Here is a 17,139-nt window from a genome sequence, read left to right as displayed (position 1 = left end):
TTTATGTGCCTATTAGCGGGTCGTTCTGCGGGTGGCAATGGCCAGTGAAGCCAAAGCCGTTGCGATCAGAGCGATCATGAAGCCGAAAGGCGCCCAGTTGCCGAGGCGGGAGAAGAGCGTCGGCGGCAGCGCCGGCGGCAGCGCGGTGTCGAGGAAACCGGCGCGGTGGTGGCCGATGCTGTGCAGGATATGGCCGCGGGCGTCGACCACGGCGGAGACGCCGGTGGGGGTCGAGCGGATGATGGGGATGCCTTCCTCCAGCGCGCGGAGGCGGGCCTGGGCGAGGTGCTGCACCGGCCCCCAACTGCCGAACCAGGCGTCGTTGGAGGGGTTGAAGAGGAAGCTGGGACGGTGGGCTTTATCGATCACCTGGCCTGAGAAGATGATCTCATAACAGATTTGGACGCCCATTTTGAGCGCGGGGCGGCCGAGCGTGGCGGGCAGGGTCAGGCTTTGCGGGCCGGGGCCGGGCCAGAAGTCGACGGCACCGGGGACGAGGCGGGAGAGGCCGAGCGGCTGAAGAATCTCGCGCATCGGCAGATATTCGCCATAGGGGACGAGGTGCGACTTGTCATAGCGGCCCAGCAACTGGGCCTTGGGATCGACGATGAACAGGCTGTTGTTGGCGCCGGCGAGGGTGTTTTCGAGGATGCCGTTTTTCTCGACCTGCTTGAAATAGACCTTGGTCGCGCCGGTCATCAGCAGGTCGCCGGGACCGAGCAGCGATGCCAGGCGCACGCGCCAGTCAGGCTCCAGATCGAGATAGGCGGGAATCGCGGCTTCGGGCCAGAAGATCAGGTGCGGGGCCGGGCGGGGCGTGCCGGAAAGGGCGGCGAGGGTCTGAAAATGGGCCTGTTCGAGTTCGGGCGAATATTTCTCGTCCTGCCCGATATTGGGTTGGACCACGCGGATGCGGGGCGCGCCCTGTGGGGTGGCCGGGGCGGGGGAGAGGAGGCCCCAAAGGGCGAGGGCTGCCAGCGGGGCGGCCAGGGTTGCCGCTGGGCGGAACTGGCGGCGCAGGGCGAGCAGGATCGCGCCGGCGGCGAGGATGGCGAGGGCGCCGAGACCGTAGGTGCCGATCAGGGTCGAGGCGATGGCGATGCCGGTGGGAAGCAGCGTGACCCCCAGCGGGTTCCACGCAAAGCCGGTGAAGGCGGTGGCGCGGAGATATTCGGATGCGAGCCATGCCGCCGCGAAGACAAGGATGAAGGTGAGCGCGTGATCGCCGCCGAATTTTCGCCCGAGCCACCATGTCGCGAGCGTCGCGAGGGCAGGATAGAGTGCCAGATAAAGCGACAGCAGCACCACCGCGCCATAGCCGAACCAGTGCGGCATGGAATCCTGAAAGGTGAAGGCGTGGGCGATCCAGTTGAGGCCCAGGGTGAAATGGCCGACGCCGAACAGCCAGCCGCGCAGAAAGGCGCTGCGGCGGTCGGGCGCGCTCTGGATAAGGGCGATCAGCAGCGCGAAGCAGGCGAGAGTGACGGGCCAGAGCTTCAGCGGCTCGAAGCCCGTGGCCGCGACGAATCCGGCGAGCAGGGCGGTGAACTTTGGGAAGCGGGCCGGAATGTCCTGCATGGAGGTGCGGATCAGCGCAGGGTGGCCATGGTGGCCTGGCTGCACTTGTCGTTCTTGCCGCCGCTGCCGCCGGTCAGGGCCGAGGCCGCGAGGAAGCCGCCGACCACCAGCACGAGGAAGGCGGCGGAGAGCAGGCCCAGATATTTTTCGATGAACGCCTTGATGGGCCGTCCGAATTTCCAGAACAGAAAGCCCACCAGCATGAACTGGAAAGCACGCGAGAGGACGCTGGCCCAGAGGAAGGTGAAGAGCGACAGCCCGATGAAGCCCGCCGTGATGGTGATGAGCTTGAAGGGGATGGGCGTCGCGCCCTTGATAAGGATGATTTCTGCCCCGTAATCGCGCAGATAGCAGGCGGCGACGGGGAATTTCGCGGCGAGGCCGAGGGTGTTCAGGATCTGCTGGCCGACCGTTTCATAGACGAAATGGCCGATGGCATAGCCGAACAGCCCGCCCATGACCGAGGCGATGGTGCAGATGAGGCCAAAGCGGATCGCGCGTTCCGGGCGGGCCAGGCACATCAGGCCCAGCAGCGGGTGGGGCGGGATCGGGAAGAAGCTGGATTCCATGAAGCTGATGGCGAAAAGCCAACGTTCGGCGTGGGCGTGGGCGGCTTTTGCCAGCGTCCATTGGTACAGCTTCGTAAGCATCGGCCTGACCCCTAGACGAAGAGATTTCAGGCCGCCAGTGCTTTTGCCAGGACGAGCATTTCATAGGGCGGGTCGAGCGGGACCGGATAGGGGCGGCGTTCGCCCGTCGGGGCATAGCCGCGGCGCCGATAATAGGCGATCAGCCGGTCGTGGCTGGCGATGACGGTCATTTCCATCCGGCGGCTGTGGAAGGTCGCAACCGCGAGCCGTTCGGCGGCGGCGAGCAGTGCGTGGCCGAGGCCGCCGGACTGGAGGTCGGGGTCGATGCAGAGCAGGCCGAGATAGGCGCGGCTCTGGCCAAGGTCGGAAATCTGGACGCAGCCGATGGGCGTTCCGTCTTCGTCCAGCGCGACCAGCAGGCGTTCGGCGGGGTCGGACAGGATCGCCTCCAGCGCGGGGATGCTGGTGCGCGGGCCGGTGGGAGGGGGCGATTCGATGGCCCAGCTTTCGCTGGCGGCCTCGCCGCGATAGGCGCGCTCTATCACGCGGTGAAGGCGGGGCAGGTCGATGGCGGTGGCGGGGCGGATGTGCATGGCGGGCGGCTTTTAGCGCGGCTGGGGTGCTTGCGACAGCCTGTTGGGTGCGCCAGTCTGGAGCGAAGGAGAGATTGTGATGACGTTTGGCAGGGGAAGGGCAGTGGGAGGCGCGCGACGCGGGAAAGTCGACCAGTCGTGCGGGAAGAGGATATCTGCTGAGGGGCTACGGCGTTGACGGGGCGGCGACGTCTGGGCATGACCCGAACCCAGAATCTGCCCGGCGCCATCGAGTGACATTGTCCAACCCATCCTTTTCCAAATGGCGTGAGCGCGGCGGCGGCTTGCTGTTCGCGCTGTTGTTCAACGGCCTGCTGTTGCTGTTGCTGCTGACGATGGCGCCCCAGCCGATCATCCGGTTGCCGGACTTCCGCAATCCCGTGACCTTCGAGATGGCGCCCGCGCCCAAGGCCGAGAAGGCGCAGCCGAAGGCCGAGAAAAGCGAGAAGAAAAAGCAGGAGAAATCGGCGCAGAAGCCGGTGCGGCCGGTGACGAAGCCCGATCTGCCGGTGGTGAAGCCGACCGAGCAGAAGCCCTTGCCCCTGCCTTCGCCGCTGCCCTTCCTGGTGATCGACAGCCAGCAGATGGCGGCGGCGGACATTGGGAAAATGCCGAAAAAGGGCGCGGAAGACGGCGCTTCGGGGCAGGGCAGCAGCGCGGCGGTGGCCGGGCCGGGCGAGGGGCCGGGCGGGGTGCAGCTATATGAGGCCGAATGGTATCGGCGGCCGACCCATGCGGAACTGGCGAGCTATCTGCCCGGCAATGCGCCGTCCAGCGGCTGGGGACTGGTGGCGTGCAAGACCGTCGATCATTATCATGTCGAAAATTGCCAGGCGCTGGGGGAATCGCCCATGGGGTCGGGCTTTGCGCGCGCGGTGCGGCTGGCGGCGTGGCAGTTTCTGGTGCTGCCGCCGCGCGTCAACGGCAAGGTGATGGTCGGCAGCTGGGTGCGGATCCGCATCGATTATACGCGCAGCGTCGCGGCAACGGCCGACAGCGGGCACTGAATTTCGTTGCGTTTCGAGACTGGAAGGGCATGATCCGATCCGGATTTTTCGGGAGTTGGAGTCATGATCCTTTATGGTGCGCGGCCTTCGCCTTTTGTGCGCAAGGTCATCATATTCGCGGCGGAAAAGGGGCTTGAACTGGATGTGCAGCCCGGCGGATTCGGGCAGGGCGGCGACGCCTTTGCGCAGGCGTCGCCCTTTGGGAAGATTCCGGGCTTTCAGGACGGCGATTTCCTGATCAGCGATTCGACGGCGATCATAACCTATCTGGATACGCTGCATCCGGAGCCGAATTTGATCCCGGTCGAGGCGCGGGCGCGGGCGCGGACGATCTGGTACGAGGAGTTTGGCGATACCATCGTGCAGGCGACGGGCATGCCGATCTTCTTCAACCGGATGGTCGCGCCGCTGATGGGGATGCCGCAGGATCTGGCGGCGGCCAATGCGGCGGAGGCCGACAGGCTGCCGGGGATTTATGATTATCTGGAGAAAATCCTGCCGGAGAGCGGGTTTCTGGTGGAGGACCGGTTAACGCTGGCGGATATCGCCGTCGCCTGTCCGCTGATCAATATTGGCTATTGCAGCGGGGTGCTGACGGATGGGCGCTGGCCGCGGTTGAAGCAATGGTTGCAGCGGATGCGGGAACGGCCGAGCGTCGCGGCGGCGCTGGCGGCGGAGGCCCGGGCGATCGAACGCATGGCTGCGGCATGATTTAACCCATTTGGAACATTTTTCTTGACATCGTCACGCTGTTCCGGCAGGAAGGACGACATTGGGAAAATGTGAGTCGCCGATGGGGCGTTGAGGGGCTGGTCCTGTGGGGCCGGCCCTTTTTGCGTCGGGCGGCGGCGGAGGGGTGGCATGACGGACGCGGGGAAGAAGGGCGCGGGTAAGAAGGGCGCGGCGGAGGGCATGGTCGCGCAGCGGCAGCGCCGGGCTTCGGGCAGCGTGGCGCAGTTGCGGCCGGTGCGCCGGGACGGCTGGACGCCGGCGCGGCGCAAGCTGTTCATGGAGGCGCTGGCCGCGACCTGCAATGTCGCGGAGGCGGCGCGGGCGGCGGGCAAGAGTTCGTCCAGCGCCTATGCGCAGAAGCAGCGCGATCCCGGCTTTGCGCGCGAATGGCAGCAGGCGCTGTGCGTGGCCTATGACGAGTTGGAGGCGCTGTTGCTGCGGCAATCGCTGTTCGGGACCGAGCAGGAGGAGATTGTCCTGGACGGCGAAGGCGCGGTGAAGAGCCGGAAGGTGAAGCGGGACTATCCGCTGGCCATCGGATTGCGGCTGTTGCTGGCCCATGCGGCGGAAGTGGCGGAGCAGCGGCGCGTGCAGGGGATCGAGCGGCCCGATGGCGAGGATGCGATCGTGCGGTTGCGCACGGCGCTGGAGGCGGTGCGGAAGAAGGGGCGGGTGGTGCATTAGGCTCTTCCCACCCCCCTTTGTTGGAGATTCTAGGGCGCGCTCCGCAGGTGGATGAGGGGGTAGGGGCGGCCCTGTCCGTCGCGGTCCGAGCGGCCGGTGCGGGTGAAGCGCATGGCTTCGTAGAAGGCGATGGCCCGGCCGTTCTGTTCGTTGACGTCGGTGGTGAGCGTCTGGTGCAGGGAGAGGGCATGTTCGACGAGGCGTCGGCCCACGCCCTGGCCGTGCCAGGCGGGATCGATGAACAGGGCATCCATATGGGTGCCGTCGATCAGCATGAAGCCGATGGCGCGGTCGTCGGGGTCGGTCGCGAGCCATGCCGGCTTTTGGGGCAGGACGGCCGCGACCTCCGCATCGATGGCGGCGCGGTCGGCGGCGGTCAGGAAATCATGGGTCGCGTCGACGGCCTTGCGCCAGATGTCGAGCAGGCGGGCGCCGTCGGCGGCGCGGGCGGGTCGGATCGAACTCATGGCGGGGAATATAGGCGATAGGGACGGATCGGACAAATCGAGAGGAGGCGGAATGGGGCGGCTGTCGGATTTCGAGCGGCTGGCGCGGATGCCGGACAAGGCGCGGGAGCGGGTGCTGGCGGGCCTCAACGGGGCGGCGGCGGAGGCTTTGGCGCACGACTGGAACTGGCTGGCGCGACCGGAGCAACGGGCGCCGGAGGGGGGCTGGCGCATCTGGCTGATGATGGCGGGGCGCGGGTTCGGCAAGACCCGCGCGGGCGCCGAGTGGGTCAGGGGGGTGGCGGAGAGCGATCCCGGGGCGCGGATCGCTTTGGTCGGGGCGACGCTGGGCGAGGCGCGGGCGGTGATGGTGGAGGGGGCTTCGGGGCTGCTGTCCATCGCGCCCTGGTGGAACCGGCCCGTGTTCGCGCCCGCCCTGCGCAAGCTGGTCTGGCCCAATGGAGCGGTGGCGACCCTGTTCGGAGCGGCCGAGCCGGAGAGCCTGCGCGGACCGCAGTTCAGCCATGGCTGGGCGGATGAGATCGCCAAATGGGCCGGGGGCGAGGCGGTCTGGGACAATCTGATGATGGGGATGCGGTTGGGCGACGGGCCGCGCGTGCTGGCGACGACGACGCCCCGGCCCGTGCCTTTGGTGCGGGGGCTGGTGGCGCGGGCCAAGGACGCAGGGAACGACGGTGACGTCGTGGTGACGCGGGGGCGGACGGCGGACAATGCAAGCCATCTGGCCGAGGGCTTCGTCGAGGCGATGGAGCGCAGCTATGGCGGCACGCGCCTGGGGCGGCAGGAACTGGAGGGCGAGCTGATCGCCGAGGTCGAGGGTGCGCTGTGGAGCCGGGGCCTGCTGGAAGGGTGCCGGGTGGCGCATGTGCGTTCGGCTTTGGTGCGGGTGGTGGTGGCGGTCGATCCGCCGGCGTCCGCGCACGGCGATGCCTGCGGGATTGTGGTGGCCGGTCTGGGGGACGATGGGCGGGCTTATGTGATCGCCGATGCCAGTGTGGAGGGGGCGACGCCGGAGGGCTGGGCGCGGGCGGTCGCGTCGGCGGCCCTGCTGCATGGTGCGGACCGGGTGGTGGCCGAGGCCAATAATGGCGGGGCGATGGTGGAGAGCGTGCTGCGCGCGGCGGAGGCCGGGCTGCCGGTGCGGCTGGTGCATGCGAGCCGGGGGAAGGTGGCGCGGGCGGAGCCTGTGGCGGCGCTCTACGAGGCTGGACGGGTGGCGCATCGGGGGGTCTTTGGCGCGCTGGAGGACGAGATGTGCGGCATGGTGCTGGGCGGCAGCTATATGGGGCCGGGGCGATCGCCGGATCGGGCCGATGCGCTGGTCTGGGCCTTGACCGAGTTGATGTTGGGGCGGCGGGGCGAGGCGCGGGTGCGGGCGGTGTGAGCCGGGGGCCAAATTCTAACGGATACGAAACAAAATCGGACATCCGGCGTTGTTTCGGAAGGGTTATGACAGGAGGCTTTGCATGAAGATCGCGAAACTGGCGGCGTCTGTGGCGGTGCTGACCTTGATGATCGAGCCGGCGGTGGCGGCGACTTTGTCGAGCAAGGAGCGGGCGCGGGTGGCGCGGGCCGCGCCGCGCGACCGGGACGATGTGCGCTATTGCCTGCTCAAGCGGAAGAAGGATGCGCGCAAGGGGACGGTGATCGGCGCGGCCGGTGGCGCCGGGGCCGGGGTGATTGCGGGCGGCAGCGTGGGCGAGACGTTGCTGGCGGGCGCGGCGGGGGCCGTGGCGGGGAATCTGATCGGCAAGGGGCAGGCGGGCGGCGATGCTTGCGACCGGGTTTTGAAGCGGAACCCCTGATAAGCGGGAGGGGGCTTTCCCTTTTCGGATTTCGGTCGGCGGCCGATTGCCGCCGGCCTTCATGATCCTCCCCCCGGACCGGCGGGAGGATTTTTTGTGGGCGGGGTTTTTCATGAAATTGTTCGGGACGAAGGCGACGCGCCAGTCGGCGCGGCCGGTGTTGGCGCGCGCCTGGGGGGCGGGCGGGGTCGCTCTGGGGGAGTGGCCTGCCTCCTATGAGGCGCAGGTGCGCGCCGGGGCGATGCAGAATCCGGTGGCGCAGCGGGCGTTGCGGCTGGTGTCGGAGGGGGCTGGCGGAACCGCCTTGTCCGTGGCGGGCGTCGAGGATGCGGCGCGGGTGATGCGGCTGGTGACGCATTGTTCGGCCGGGCAGGGGCTGGTCGAGACCTTGGCCTGTCATTTGCTGCTGCACGGCAATGCCTATGTGCAGGTGCTGGCCGGTGCGGATGGGGTGCCGGGGGAACTTTATGCCTTGCGGCCCGAGCGGGTCAGCGTCGAGGCGGATGCGCGGGGCTGGCCGGTCGCCTATCTCTATCGGGTCGGGGACAGCGTGACGCGGATTCCGGCGGAGGGGGGCGGGATCGTTCATCTGAAGGCCTTGCATCCGCTCGACGATCATTATGGGCTGGGTTGCGTGGGGGCGGCGGCGGGCGCGGTGGCGATCCACAATGCGGCGACCGTCTGGAACAAGGCCTTGCTGGATAATGCGGCGCGGCCTTCGGGGGCGATGGTCTATGAGCCGGGGGACGGGTCGGTGATGTCGCCCGAGCAGTTCGAGCGGGTGAAGCGGGAGATGGAGATCGCCTTTTCCGGGGCGGCCAATGCGGGGCGGCCGATGCTGCTGGAGGGGGGCCTCGACTGGAAGGCGATGAGCCTGACGCCCGCCGAGATGGATTTCGTGGGGCTGAAGGCGGCGGCGGCGCGGGAGATCGCCCTGGCTTTCGGGGTGCCGCCGATGCTGATGGGGCTGCCGGGGGACAATAGCTACGCCAATTATCGGGAGGCCAATCGGGCGCTCTGGCGGCAGACGATCCTGCCGCTGGTGGCGAAGATCTGCGGCGGCATCGCGCAGGGGCTGCGGGGCTGGTGGCCGGATTTGTGCCTGGGCGCGGATATGGATGCGGTGCCTGCTTTGTTCGAGGAGCGGAGCGCGCTGTGGGAGCGGGTGGCGGCGGCGGATTTCCTGTCGGCGGAGGAGAAGCGGGCGATGCTGGGCATTGTCTGATGGCACGGGGTCTGACGGGGGAGGCAGGCGATGAAATATGATGGGGAGATGCTGGCGCGCTTGGTGGCGCAGGCCGAGGCGCAGCCGGTGGGGGCGGACATGCTGATGATCCGCGCGCTGATCGAGGAGGCGAGCGAACTGGGCGCGGGGCGGGCGCTGGAGCGGCTGGGGCTGGCGGATCGCGGGGCGGAGGATGATGTGCGGGAGCTGCGCGAGCTGCTGAGGGCCTGGCGCGATGCGAAGAAGGCGGCGCGGGGCGCTGTCGTCGCCTGGGTCGTGCGGGTGGTGATGGCGTTGCTGCTGCTGGGGCTTGCGGTGCGGCTGGGCTTGCTGGGGCTGGTGCATGAGTGATGTGCGGTTCGCGGGCTATGCGGCGGTGTTCGATCGGGTGGATCGCGGCGGCGACGTGGTGCGGGCGGGGGCCTTTGCCGGATTGGCGGCGGGGGTGCCCCTGCTGTGGCAGCATCGGGCCGGGGAGGTGATCGGGACCGTCGAGAAGGTCGAGGAGGATCGGCGCGGGCTGCGCGTGATCGGGCGGGTTTCCGGGCGGACGGCGGCGGGGCGGGAGGCGGGACGCGCCTTGCGCGCGGGGGCGGTGGATGGGCTGTCCTTTGGCTATCGGGTGCGGGAGGCCCGGGGATCGGCGCCGCGCGAATTGCTGGCGCTGGAGGTGGTGGAGGTGAGTGTGGTGACGCATCCGATGCAGGATCTGGCTCGGGTGATTGCGGTGGAATAGGGGGCTGGCCCCCGCTTTGAAGGTTTTTTGGGCGGTCCGGTTGGGCCGCCCTTTTTCGTGGGAGTGGTGGATGACGGATCAGTTGGAAGCGAGCTTTGATGCGGTGGTGCAGGGTGAGCGCATCGCGGGCCTTGAGAGCGAGGTCGCGGCGCTGAAGGGGGCTTTGCTGGTGGCGCAGAGGCCGGCGCTGGACGGGGTGAAGGGCGGGGCGGTCGATCCGCGCCGGTTGGCCTTCGTCGAGCGTTATGTGCGGCAGGGGCTGGAGGCCGGAGTGGAGTTGAAGAGCTTTTCCGGGGCTTCGGGCGGGGCCGGTGGCTATGCGGTGCCGCGGGAGATCGACCAGATCATCGATGCGACGCTGAAGGGGATTTCGCCCATTCGTTCGATTGCCAATGTCGTGCGGACGGGGACGGCGGGCTATCGCAAGCTGGTGACGGCGGGCGGCATCGTGTCGGGCTGGGCCAGCGAGACGGGGGCGCGGGCGGAGACGGCGACGCCCAGTTTCAACGAGATCGTGCCGCCTTCGGGGGAGCTTTATGCCAATCCGGCGGCGTCCCAGGCCATGCTGGACGATGCGCAGTTCGACGTCGAGGGCTGGCTGGCGGGCGAGATCGCCCGTGAGTTCGCCGCAGCGGAGGGCGCGGCCTTTGTCAACGGCAATGGGACGAACAAGCCCAAGGGGTTCCTGACCTACACCGCGACCAATGAGGCGGACAGCGTGCGTGCCTTCGGGTCGCTGCAATATGTGGCGTCGGGGGCTTCGGGCGGTTTCGCGGCCTCGGGGCAGGACAGGCTGATCGATCTGGTGCAGGCGCTGCGGGCGCCCTATCGTCAGGGGGCCTGTTTCGTGATGAATTCGGCCACGCTGGCGGTGATCCGCAAGATGAAGACCAGCGATGGGGCGTTTATCTGGCAGCCTTCGCTGAGCGCGGGGCAGCCGGCGACGCTGCTGGGCTATCCGGTGGTGGAGGCCGAGGACATGCCGGATATTTCGGCCGGATCGATGTCGATTGCCTTTGGCAATTTCCAGGCGGGCTATGTGATCTCGGAGCGCAGCGAGACGAGCATTTTGCGCGATCCCTTCAGCAACAAGCCGTTCGTGCATTTTTATGCCGTGAAGCGGATTGGCGGCGCGGTGGCGAACAGCGAGGCGATCAAGTTGATGAAGTTCGCGGCTTCCTGATCGTCCCTGGGGAAGTGGGTTGGGGCGCTTCCTGCGGGGCGCCCCTTTTTTGGTGGGGAGGGGCCATGTTGGCGGATCTCAAGGCCTGGTTGCGGATCGGGTCGGATGAAGAGGATGGCGTGCTGGAGCGGCTGTTGGGGAGCGCTTCGGGGCTTTGCGAGCAGTTTATCGGGCAGTGGCTGGTCGTGCGCGATGCCGCCGAGACGGTGGTGGCCGACGGGGGCTGGCAGCGGCTGATGGCGCGGCCGGTGGTCGCGATTGCGGGCGTGGAGGTCGGCGGGGTGGCTTTGGTGCCGGGCGCCTATGCGGTCGACATCGATGCCGCCGGGGAAGGATGGGTGCGGGCGCGGCTGGTGGACGGGCCGGGCAGGGTGACGGTGCGCTATCGGGCGGGGATGGCGGTGGACGAGGAGGGGCTGCCCGAGGCGATCCGGCACGGCATCGTGCGGCTGGCGGCGGAGCATTTCGCGGCGCGGGATGGCGAAGCGGCGACGCCGCCCGCCGTGGTGAGCGCGCTGTGGCGGCCGTGGCGGCGGATGCGGCTGGCATGAGGGCGCGGTTGCGGGGGCTGGTGGAGGAGCGGGTCGCGGCGCGGCGGCGGGAGATTGCCGCTGCGATTTCGGCGATGGGCGTCGAGGCGCGGGTCGAGGGCGAGGATGTGCGGCTGTCCGGGCGGGGGCTGATGCGGCGGTGGATGGGCGATCTGGGGCTGCGGGAAGCTGGGCGGGAAGCTGGGCCAAAAGCAGGGCCAGAAACAGGGAAGGGGCGGCGATGAGCGCGGAAGTGGCGGTGCGCGGGGCTGTCGTCGAAGCCTTGCGAGGCGATGCGGATTTGATGGCGGGATTGAACGGGCTGTTCGATGGCGCGTCCGGGCGGGCCAGTGCGCCCTATGGCGTGGTCGGGGACTGTGTCGCGCTGGACTGGGGCGCGAAGGATGTCGAGGGACGGGAACTGGCCTTGACCGTCAGCCTGTTCGATGCGGGGGAGAGTCCTGCGCGGCTGGCAGCGCTGTTGGAGCGGGTCGATCCGGTTTTGCGGGCGGTGGAGGGTGCGGAGGGCTGGCGGCTTGTCAGTGTGCGGCTGGCACGTTCCCGGGTGGCGCGGATGGGCGCGCGGGATGGGTGGCAGGCGCTGGTCGACTATCGGCTGCGCGTGGTGCGCGGCTGACGGTCAGGGCTTCGAATACTCTTCGAATTCGCCGACGATCTTGTCCTTATATTCGCTGATCTGGTCGTCCGCGTCGGACTGGGCGTCCTTGTCCGACATGCCGGTCGACTTGTCGTCCGCGACGATGGCGGCGCGGAAGGCGGCTTCCTTGTCGCCGCACTGGGTCTTCAGCGAGGACTGGAAATCGCCGAGCGGCACCTTTTTGTCGAGGGCGGGCTGGATCTGTTTTTCCAGGCATTCCGAATAGGCCTTGCGGCCCGCGCCGACGGCGTCGCCGCTCTGCGGGGCGGCGGCCAGCAACAGCATCAGGGGGGCGGTGACGAACATCTGGGTCTCTCTCCAAATCCCGATTCTTGCACGGTTTATCTTAGAGGAGAATGCTCCATGGGCGTGGAAAAAGGAAGCGCGTTTCTATTGAAAATAGGGGATGGCGGGGCGCCGGTGGCCTACGCCACCGTGGCGGGCATGCGCACGACGCAACTGTCCGTCAATGGCGAGGGGGTCAACGTCACCAACAAGGATTCGGGCGGCTGGCGCGAATTGCTGTCGGGCGCGGGGGTGCGCTCGGTCAGCGTGTCGGCGGCGGGGATTTTCACCGGATCGGCGGCGGAACTGCGGCTGCGGGGCCATGCGCTGGCCGGGACCATCGAGGATTATGAGCTGAGTTTCGAAAGCGGCGAGAAGATGCGCGGCCGCTTCCTGGTGACGCGGCTGGACTATGCCGGGGATTATAATGGGGAGCGCAATTATGCGCTGAGCCTGGAGAGTTCCGGGCCGGTGGTGTCGCTGTGAGCGGGGGTGCGAACGGCGCACATCCCAATGGCGCGCGGGGCGAGGCGGCTCTGGACCTGGGGGGCGAGCGGTTCACGCTGCGGCCCAGTTTCGCGGCTCTGGTGGCGGCGGAGGAGGAATTGGGGCCGCTCTTTGCGCTGGTCGAACGGGCGGCGGCGGGGAAGCTGTCGCTGGCCGAGATGGCCGGGCTGTTCTGGCATTGCCTGGCGGAGCCGCCGGCGGGGTTGACGCGGGAAGCCATGGGCGAGGCGATCGTCGCGGCGGGGCTGGCGAAGCTGACGCCGGTTTTGCGCGGGATACTCGGGCAGATTCTGGGGGGACGATGAGCTTTTTCAAGACGGCGGCGCGGCTGGCGGGGGTCGCGGGCTGGTTGCTGGGGTGGCGGCCTGAGGAGTTTTGGCGGTCGACCCCGGCGGAACTGGAAGCGGTGTTGCGGGCGGCCAAGGGGGAGGAGGAACCGGAGGTCGGGATGGATCGCGGGGAGTTGGAGAGGTTGCGGGGCGCGATGCCGGATTGAGGGGAGCGGGCGATGGACGAGGAGATCGACAATCTGGTCGTGCGGGTGCGGGCGGATACGCAGGGCTTCGCGCGGGATGTGGAGGCCATGCGGGGGGCGTTGGAGGGACCGCTGGCCGGGGGCGCGGAGCGGGCTGGCAGGCGGATCGAGCAGGGATTTTTGCGGGCGGTTCGGACAGGGCAGTTCGGCTTTGAGGAACTCAAGAGCATCGCGATGCGGGTGCTGGACGACATTGCGGCCAGTGCCCTGCGGTCCGGAATGGGCAGCATCGGCGGGGATGGGCTGGTGGGGCTGGCCGCGTCCGTGCTGGGCTTGCCGGGGCGGGCGACCGGCGGGCCGGTGGCGCCGGGGCGGGCCTATGTCGTGGGGGAGCGGGGGCCGGAGGTCTTTGTGCCGACGGCGAGTGGGCAGATTGTTCCCCATGGCGGCGGCGGCGCGCGGGATGTGCGGGTCAGTATCGCGGTGCAGGGGCAAGGCGTGGATGGCGCGCGCTTGCTCGCGCGGAGCGCGCGGCAGGTGGCGCGGGCGGTGAGGGGGGCGATCGGCGGATGAGTGGGCTTGGATATTGGCTGGCCGATGCGCGGCGGGGGCAGGAGGCGCGGTTCATGAAGCGCTTTGCGCCGACGCACTGGACCGTGAATTTTCCCCGGCCGATGATGGCGAGTGTCGTGACCACCGCGCCGGATGCCCTGCGGGTGGATGCGGTTTTCTATGGGTCGGGGGATCTGGCCGGGCTGATCTGGGAAGCGGAGGATCAGTGGAGCCATCCGCTGCTCGCCTATGAGACGGCTCGGGATTTTCGGGATTGCCTGCTGCGCTTTCGCTGGCGGAGCGGCGGGCTGCGGCGGCTGGATGAGACGCACGGGCCGACGCTGACCATTGAGGGGCGGGATGCGGAAGGCACGCCGCGTAGCTGGTATGTGCGCTTGTGGAACTATGCGAGCGGTGGGGTGGAAGATGCTCTGATCACGCTGGATTTTTCCACGGTGAAGAGCGGCTTTGTGCTGAGCGAGGGGGAAGCGGTGTGGGCGGGCGCTGTGGACCGGATGTTCATCTCGCTTGCGCCGCCGGACTATGATGCGGGGAGCATGATCTTCGCCGCAGGGGTCGAGGGATGGTGTGAGCTATCGGGGATACGCTGCGATGGGGCGGGGTCGGTGTTGCGTGTGGGCGACGTCGTGCTGCCGGAGCATGGGCTGTCCATGGCGACGGGCTATGACGATTGTTTCAACCAGACGCCGGAGCGGATTGTCGGGGCGATCCATGCGCTCGGCTATCGCGGGGCCATCAATCATTATGTGGGAATGAGCCATTATTTCCGGCTCGAGCCTGTGGATGGCGGGCTTTTCGTCAGTCTGGCGGGCGGGGTGCTGAATGCGCCTTGTGCGGCCTGGCATGGGGATTTTGCCCGGAGGGCGAAAGCGTTGGGACTGGGGGTGATCTGGTCTCTCTCCTACGAATTGTTCGATGCGCATTGCTGGGAGGATTGGAAGCAGCGGGCGGAAAATGGCGATCCGGCGCTGACGGGATGGTCGCCGCCGTCCACGCTGCTCTCGCCCGCGCATGAGGGAGCGATGGGATATTTGTGGTCGGTGGCCGGAGCCTTTGTTTCCCTTGGGTTGGCGGCCGGGATTGCGATCGGCTTTCAGGTTGGGGAACCCTGGTGGTGGGTCATGCCGGATGGGCGCATCTGTCTGTATGACGAGGCGGCGCGAGCGGCTTTCGGTGGGGCGCTGGTTTCCATTGCCGATGTTCGGGGGGCGTTGGGCGCGCCGCAGAGGGCCTTGCTGGATCGGGCGGGCGAGGTGCTGGCGGCATCGACGGCGGCGCTGTGTGCCTGGGTGAAAGGGATGGCGCCGGGGGCGGTGACGCATTTGCTGGCCTATCTGCCGACCGTGCTCGATCCGGCGGCTCCGGAAGCCAAGCGGGCGAATATGCCCCTGGGATGGGCCTTTCCCGCCTTCGATGTCTTGCAGTTGGAGGATTATGACTGGGTGACGGAGGGGCGGGAACGGCTCACCGGGCTGGGGGTCGATCTGGCGGTCGGGCGGCTGGGTTATCCGGTTCACGAGCAGCATTATTTTTCGGGCTTCGTGCTGAGGAGCGAGGATGCCGTTCAGTGGCGGGAGATTGCGGCGGCGGCGGACGCGGCGGTGAAGCGGGGGACGGCGGCGACCTTTGTGTGGGCGCTGCCGCAGGTCGCGCGGGACGGCTTTACCTGCTTCAGATTGGATGGGGAGGATGATGTGCAGGATTTTGACGATGTGTCTTTTCCTCTGGCGATCGGTCGGGAGGCGAGTGTTTCGCCCGCCTTTTCCACGCAGGTCGTCGAGAGCGTGTCCGGGCATGAACGGCGGAGCAGCGACTGGGCGGATGCGCGGCTGTCCTTCGATGCCGGGCCGGGGGTGCGGTCGGAGACGGATATGGCGGCGCTGATCGCCTTCTTTCGGGCGCGGCGCGGGGCGGCGCGGGGCTTTCGGTTCGCGGACCCCTATGATGATCGCAGTTGCGGCGTGGGTGAGGCGCCGGGGCCGCTGGATCAGCATCTGGGCGTGGGCGATGGCGTGCGGGCGGAGTTTCCGTTGCAGCGCTTTTACGGGCTGGGCGAGGAGGCGCAGGCGCGCCGGATCACGCGGCCGGTGGCGGGGACCATCCGGGTCGCGGTGGACGGGGTCGAGAGGGGGAGCGGGTGGAGTCACGCCGGCCTGGGGGTGATTGCGTTCGATGTGGCGCCCGCGGACGGGGCGGTGTTGACGGTGGGTTTCCGCTTCGATGTGCCGGTGCGCTTTGCCGAGGATCGGCTGGAGATTAATCGCGCGACCTTTGCGGCGGGGGAGGCGGTTTCGGTGCCGCTGGTGGAGATCAGGGAATGAGTGGGCTGGAGGCTTTGGAGAAGCCGCTGGCGACGTTGGCCTTTTGCTGGCGCATCGAGCGGCGGGACGGGGTGACGATCGGGCTGACCAGCCATGATCGGGATCTGGCGATTGGCCATGTGCGGTATCGCGCGGCACCGGGGATGACGCCTTCGGCGGTGCGGAGCGGGATCGATATCGAGGGGAGCGATGCCGATGTGGAGGGCGCGCTGGTTTCCGATGCGATCAGTGAGGCCGATTTGGCGGCGGGACGCTGGGATGGGGCGGCGCTGGAGTTGCGGCTGACCGAGTGGGAGGCGCCCGGCGCGCTGTGGCTGCTGTTGGGACGGGGGGAGATCGGCGCGGTGGCGCGCAAGGCGGGGGCGTTCACGGCGGAACTGGTGGGGGCGATGGCGGCGTTGAAGGCGCCGGTCGCGCCATCGACTTCGCCGGATTGCCGGGCGGCGCTGGGGGATCGGCAGTGCCGGGTCGATCTGGCCGGGCGGCGGCGGGTGGTGGCTGTCGGGGCGGTGGACGATGTTTCGGTCGCTGTGCCGGGGCTGGAGGCGGGGGCTTATGCCTTTGGCACCTTGCGCTGGCTGACCGGGGGCAATGGCGGGATCGTGCACGGGGTGGTCGATAATGATGCCGGTTCCGTGATGTTGAGCGATCCGCCGCCTTTTGCTGTCGAGGCTGGGGCCTTGGCCCTGCTGACCGAGGGGTGCGATCGGCAATTGGCGACCTGTGCCGGGCGGTTCGGCAATGCCGTCAATTTTCGTGGGGAGCCTTATCTGCCGGGGACGGATTTGCTGACGCGCTATCCGGGGGCGGCTTGAACGAGAGTGTCGCGGCGGCGCGGGCGCTGTTGGGGGTGCGTTTTCGGCTGCATGGGCGGGTGCCCGAGCGAGGGTTGGATTGCGTGGGGCTGGCGGCGCTGGCGATGGGGCGGGTCGCGCCGGAGGGCTATGGGTTGCGGTCCGGGGATGAGCGGCGGGCTGCCGACTGGCTACGCGCGGCGGGGCTGCGGCGGGTCGAGGAGGCGCGTGACGGCGATCTGGCGCTGGTGCGGCCGGGGCCTTTGCAGCTCCATCTGATGATTGTGGTGCCGGGTGGGCATGTTCATGCCCATGCCGGACTGGGGCGCGTGGTGGAGATGCCGGGGGAGTCGCCCTGGCCGGTGCTGGGATATTGGCGGGCCGAATAGGGGGGCG

The 17,139-nt window shown here is 68.3% G+C and carries 24 protein-coding genes; 19 read left to right on the top strand and 5 right to left on the bottom strand.

Annotation, left to right across the window (positions count from 1 at the left end):
• Positions 1–12: 12 nt before the first annotated feature.
• The 3 genes from lnt to F7P65_RS11700 are packed head-to-tail and all read right to left on the bottom strand — an operon-like array spanning position 13 to position 2,761.
• Entirely contained in the window at positions 13–1,578 is a 1,566-nt protein-coding gene (gene lnt, locus F7P65_RS11710; RefSeq protein WP_150291979.1) for an apolipoprotein N-acyltransferase, read from the bottom strand.
• An 11-nt stretch (positions 1,579–1,589) separates the two neighbouring features.
• The gene (locus tag F7P65_RS11705) at positions 1,590–2,228 is read right to left on the bottom strand and encodes a YqaA family protein (protein ID WP_150291916.1); all 639 of its coding nucleotides are present in this window, start codon (positions 2,226–2,228) and stop codon (positions 1,590–1,592) included.
• Between the two features lie 26 nt (positions 2,229–2,254).
• Positions 2,255–2,761, bottom strand: a complete 507-nt coding sequence (locus F7P65_RS11700; RefSeq protein ID WP_150291915.1) for a GNAT family N-acetyltransferase — start codon at positions 2,759–2,761, stop codon at positions 2,255–2,257.
• Between the two features lie 233 nt (positions 2,762–2,994).
• Here F7P65_RS11700 and F7P65_RS11695 point away from each other — a divergent pair, with 233 nt between their 5' ends.
• The 3 genes from F7P65_RS11695 (at position 2,995) to F7P65_RS22340 (ending at position 5,184) form a co-directional block, all read left to right on the top strand.
• Positions 2,995–3,768: a hypothetical protein gene (locus F7P65_RS11695; RefSeq protein ID WP_240334274.1), complete on the top strand. Its 774-nt coding sequence runs from the start codon at positions 2,995–2,997 to the stop codon at positions 3,766–3,768.
• Between the two features lie 63 nt (positions 3,769–3,831).
• The gene (locus F7P65_RS11690) at positions 3,832–4,479 is read left to right on the top strand and encodes a glutathione S-transferase family protein (RefSeq protein ID WP_150291914.1); all 648 of its coding nucleotides are present in this window, start codon (positions 3,832–3,834) and stop codon (positions 4,477–4,479) included.
• A gap of 150 nt (positions 4,480–4,629) precedes the next feature.
• The gene (locus F7P65_RS22340; protein ID WP_240334273.1) at positions 4,630–5,184 is read left to right on the top strand and encodes a hypothetical protein; all 555 of its coding nucleotides are present in this window, start codon (positions 4,630–4,632) and stop codon (positions 5,182–5,184) included.
• Positions 5,185–5,213: 29 nt separating this feature from the next.
• On the opposite strand, the gene F7P65_RS11680 is transcribed toward F7P65_RS22340, so the two are convergent.
• Complete coding sequence (locus F7P65_RS11680) at positions 5,214–5,651, bottom strand: acetyltransferase (RefSeq protein ID WP_150291913.1); 438 nt, start codon at positions 5,649–5,651, stop codon at positions 5,214–5,216.
• A gap of 52 nt (positions 5,652–5,703) precedes the next feature.
• Here F7P65_RS11680 and F7P65_RS11675 point away from each other — a divergent pair, with 52 nt between their 5' ends.
• From F7P65_RS11675 to gp17, 9 genes are all read left to right on the top strand, one after another.
• On the top strand, positions 5,704–7,035 hold the full coding sequence (locus F7P65_RS11675) for a DNA-packaging protein (RefSeq protein WP_150291912.1): 1,332 nt from the start codon (positions 5,704–5,706) through the stop codon (positions 7,033–7,035).
• Positions 7,036–7,117: 82 nt separating this feature from the next.
• Positions 7,118–7,456 carry a hypothetical protein gene (locus tag F7P65_RS11670; RefSeq protein WP_150291911.1) on the top strand — a complete coding sequence of 113 codons (339 nt, stop codon included), beginning with the start codon at positions 7,118–7,120 and terminating at the stop codon, positions 7,454–7,456.
• Positions 7,457–7,568: 112 nt separating this feature from the next.
• On the top strand, positions 7,569–8,681 hold the full coding sequence (locus tag F7P65_RS11665) for a phage portal protein (protein WP_150291976.1): 1,113 nt from the start codon (positions 7,569–7,571) through the stop codon (positions 8,679–8,681).
• Between the two features lie 30 nt (positions 8,682–8,711).
• The gene (locus F7P65_RS11660) at positions 8,712–9,032 is read left to right on the top strand and encodes a DUF6127 family protein (protein WP_150291910.1); all 321 of its coding nucleotides are present in this window, start codon (positions 8,712–8,714) and stop codon (positions 9,030–9,032) included.
• The gene (locus tag F7P65_RS11655) at positions 9,025–9,417 is read left to right on the top strand and encodes an HK97 family phage prohead protease (RefSeq protein ID WP_150291909.1); all 393 of its coding nucleotides are present in this window, start codon (positions 9,025–9,027) and stop codon (positions 9,415–9,417) included. The genes F7P65_RS11660 and F7P65_RS11655 overlap by 8 nt, the downstream gene beginning before the upstream one ends.
• A gap of 70 nt (positions 9,418–9,487) precedes the next feature.
• Complete coding sequence (locus F7P65_RS11650) at positions 9,488–10,600, top strand: phage major capsid protein (RefSeq protein ID WP_150291908.1); 1,113 nt, start codon at positions 9,488–9,490, stop codon at positions 10,598–10,600.
• Positions 10,601–10,665: 65 nt separating this feature from the next.
• Entirely contained in the window at positions 10,666–11,151 is a 486-nt protein-coding gene (locus tag F7P65_RS11645) for a head-tail connector protein (RefSeq protein ID WP_150291907.1), read from the top strand.
• Positions 11,148–11,375 carry a hypothetical protein gene (locus F7P65_RS11640; RefSeq protein WP_240334272.1) on the top strand — a complete coding sequence of 76 codons (228 nt, stop codon included), beginning with the start codon at positions 11,148–11,150 and terminating at the stop codon, positions 11,373–11,375. The genes F7P65_RS11645 and F7P65_RS11640 overlap by 4 nt, the downstream gene beginning before the upstream one ends.
• Positions 11,372–11,767, top strand: coding sequence for a tail completion protein gp17 (gene gp17, locus F7P65_RS11635; protein WP_150291905.1), 396 nt, complete (start codon positions 11,372–11,374; stop codon positions 11,765–11,767). The genes F7P65_RS11640 and gp17 overlap by 4 nt, the downstream gene beginning before the upstream one ends.
• Positions 11,768–11,770: 3 nt before the next feature.
• On the opposite strand, the gene F7P65_RS11630 is transcribed toward gp17, so the two are convergent.
• Positions 11,771–12,094 carry a hypothetical protein gene (locus tag F7P65_RS11630; RefSeq protein WP_150291904.1) on the bottom strand — a complete coding sequence of 108 codons (324 nt, stop codon included), beginning with the start codon at positions 12,092–12,094 and terminating at the stop codon, positions 11,771–11,773.
• Positions 12,095–12,151: 57 nt separating this feature from the next.
• Here F7P65_RS11630 and F7P65_RS11625 point away from each other — a divergent pair, with 57 nt between their 5' ends.
• From F7P65_RS11625 to F7P65_RS11595, 7 genes are read left to right on the top strand one after another with little or no spacing between them, the layout of a single operon-like run.
• Entirely contained in the window at positions 12,152–12,559 is a 408-nt protein-coding gene (locus F7P65_RS11625; RefSeq protein ID WP_150291903.1) for a phage tail tube protein, read from the top strand.
• Between the two features lie 50 nt (positions 12,560–12,609).
• Positions 12,610–12,885: a gene transfer agent family protein gene (locus F7P65_RS11620; protein WP_150291975.1), complete on the top strand. Its 276-nt coding sequence runs from the start codon at positions 12,610–12,612 to the stop codon at positions 12,883–12,885.
• Positions 12,882–13,076, top strand: coding sequence for a phage tail assembly chaperone (locus tag F7P65_RS11615; protein WP_150291902.1), 195 nt, complete (start codon positions 12,882–12,884; stop codon positions 13,074–13,076). Before F7P65_RS11620 ends, F7P65_RS11615 begins: the two co-directional genes overlap by 4 nt.
• A gap of 12 nt (positions 13,077–13,088) precedes the next feature.
• Entirely contained in the window at positions 13,089–13,628 is a 540-nt protein-coding gene (locus tag F7P65_RS11610; protein WP_150291901.1) for a tail tape measure protein, read from the top strand.
• A complete protein-coding gene (locus F7P65_RS11605) occupies positions 13,625–15,949 on the top strand; it encodes a DUF2460 domain-containing protein (RefSeq protein ID WP_150291900.1) in 2,325 nt (774 codons plus the stop codon). The genes F7P65_RS11610 and F7P65_RS11605 overlap by 4 nt, the downstream gene beginning before the upstream one ends.
• Positions 15,946–16,764 (top strand): DUF2163 domain-containing protein, encoded by an 819-nt coding sequence (locus F7P65_RS11600; RefSeq protein ID WP_150291899.1) that lies wholly within the window; start codon positions 15,946–15,948, stop codon positions 16,762–16,764. Before F7P65_RS11605 ends, F7P65_RS11600 begins: the two co-directional genes overlap by 4 nt.
• Entirely contained in the window at positions 16,761–17,132 is a 372-nt protein-coding gene (locus tag F7P65_RS11595; RefSeq protein WP_150291898.1) for a C40 family peptidase, read from the top strand. The genes F7P65_RS11600 and F7P65_RS11595 overlap by 4 nt, the downstream gene beginning before the upstream one ends.
• Positions 17,133–17,139: the final 7 nt, after the last annotated feature.

The organism is Sphingobium estronivorans (assembly GCF_008692605.1).
In the GTDB taxonomy this organism is placed as follows: domain Bacteria; phylum Pseudomonadota; class Alphaproteobacteria; order Sphingomonadales; family Sphingomonadaceae; genus Sphingobium; species Sphingobium estronivorans.
Note: the sequence above shows the minus strand (reverse complement) of the source record. Positions and strands in the feature narration are given on the sequence as shown.

Coding starts and splice junctions, on each gene's coding strand:
- lnt (WP_150291979.1), bottom strand. CDS start 1,578: ATGCAGGACATTCCGGCCCGCTTCCCAAAGTTCACCGCCCTGCTCGCC.
- F7P65_RS11705 (WP_150291916.1), bottom strand. CDS start 2,228: ATGCTTACGAAGCTGTACCAATGGACGCTGGCAAAAGCCGCCCACGCC.
- F7P65_RS11700 (WP_150291915.1), bottom strand. CDS start 2,761: ATGCACATCCGCCCCGCCACCGCCATCGACCTGCCCCGCCTTCACCGC.
- F7P65_RS11690 (WP_150291914.1), top strand. CDS start 3,832: ATGATCCTTTATGGTGCGCGGCCTTCGCCTTTTGTGCGCAAGGTCATC.
- F7P65_RS22340 (WP_240334273.1), top strand. CDS start 4,630: ATGACGGACGCGGGGAAGAAGGGCGCGGGTAAGAAGGGCGCGGCGGAG.
- F7P65_RS11680 (WP_150291913.1), bottom strand. CDS start 5,651: ATGAGTTCGATCCGACCCGCCCGCGCCGCCGACGGCGCCCGCCTGCTC.
- F7P65_RS11675 (WP_150291912.1), top strand. CDS start 5,704: ATGGGGCGGCTGTCGGATTTCGAGCGGCTGGCGCGGATGCCGGACAAG.
- F7P65_RS11670 (WP_150291911.1), top strand. CDS start 7,118: ATGAAGATCGCGAAACTGGCGGCGTCTGTGGCGGTGCTGACCTTGATG.
- F7P65_RS11665 (WP_150291976.1), top strand. CDS start 7,569: ATGAAATTGTTCGGGACGAAGGCGACGCGCCAGTCGGCGCGGCCGGTG.
- F7P65_RS11660 (WP_150291910.1), top strand. CDS start 8,712: ATGAAATATGATGGGGAGATGCTGGCGCGCTTGGTGGCGCAGGCCGAG.
- F7P65_RS11655 (WP_150291909.1), top strand. CDS start 9,025: ATGAGTGATGTGCGGTTCGCGGGCTATGCGGCGGTGTTCGATCGGGTG.
- F7P65_RS11650 (WP_150291908.1), top strand. CDS start 9,488: ATGACGGATCAGTTGGAAGCGAGCTTTGATGCGGTGGTGCAGGGTGAG.
- F7P65_RS11645 (WP_150291907.1), top strand. CDS start 10,666: ATGTTGGCGGATCTCAAGGCCTGGTTGCGGATCGGGTCGGATGAAGAG.
- F7P65_RS11640 (WP_240334272.1), top strand. CDS start 11,148: ATGAGGGCGCGGTTGCGGGGGCTGGTGGAGGAGCGGGTCGCGGCGCGG.
- gp17 (WP_150291905.1), top strand. CDS start 11,372: ATGAGCGCGGAAGTGGCGGTGCGCGGGGCTGTCGTCGAAGCCTTGCGA.
- F7P65_RS11630 (WP_150291904.1), bottom strand. CDS start 12,094: ATGTTCGTCACCGCCCCCCTGATGCTGTTGCTGGCCGCCGCCCCGCAG.
- F7P65_RS11625 (WP_150291903.1), top strand. CDS start 12,152: ATGGGCGTGGAAAAAGGAAGCGCGTTTCTATTGAAAATAGGGGATGGC.
- F7P65_RS11615 (WP_150291902.1), top strand. CDS start 12,882: ATGAGCTTTTTCAAGACGGCGGCGCGGCTGGCGGGGGTCGCGGGCTGG.
- F7P65_RS11610 (WP_150291901.1), top strand. CDS start 13,089: ATGGACGAGGAGATCGACAATCTGGTCGTGCGGGTGCGGGCGGATACG.
- F7P65_RS11605 (WP_150291900.1), top strand. CDS start 13,625: ATGAGTGGGCTTGGATATTGGCTGGCCGATGCGCGGCGGGGGCAGGAG.
- F7P65_RS11600 (WP_150291899.1), top strand. CDS start 15,946: ATGAGTGGGCTGGAGGCTTTGGAGAAGCCGCTGGCGACGTTGGCCTTT.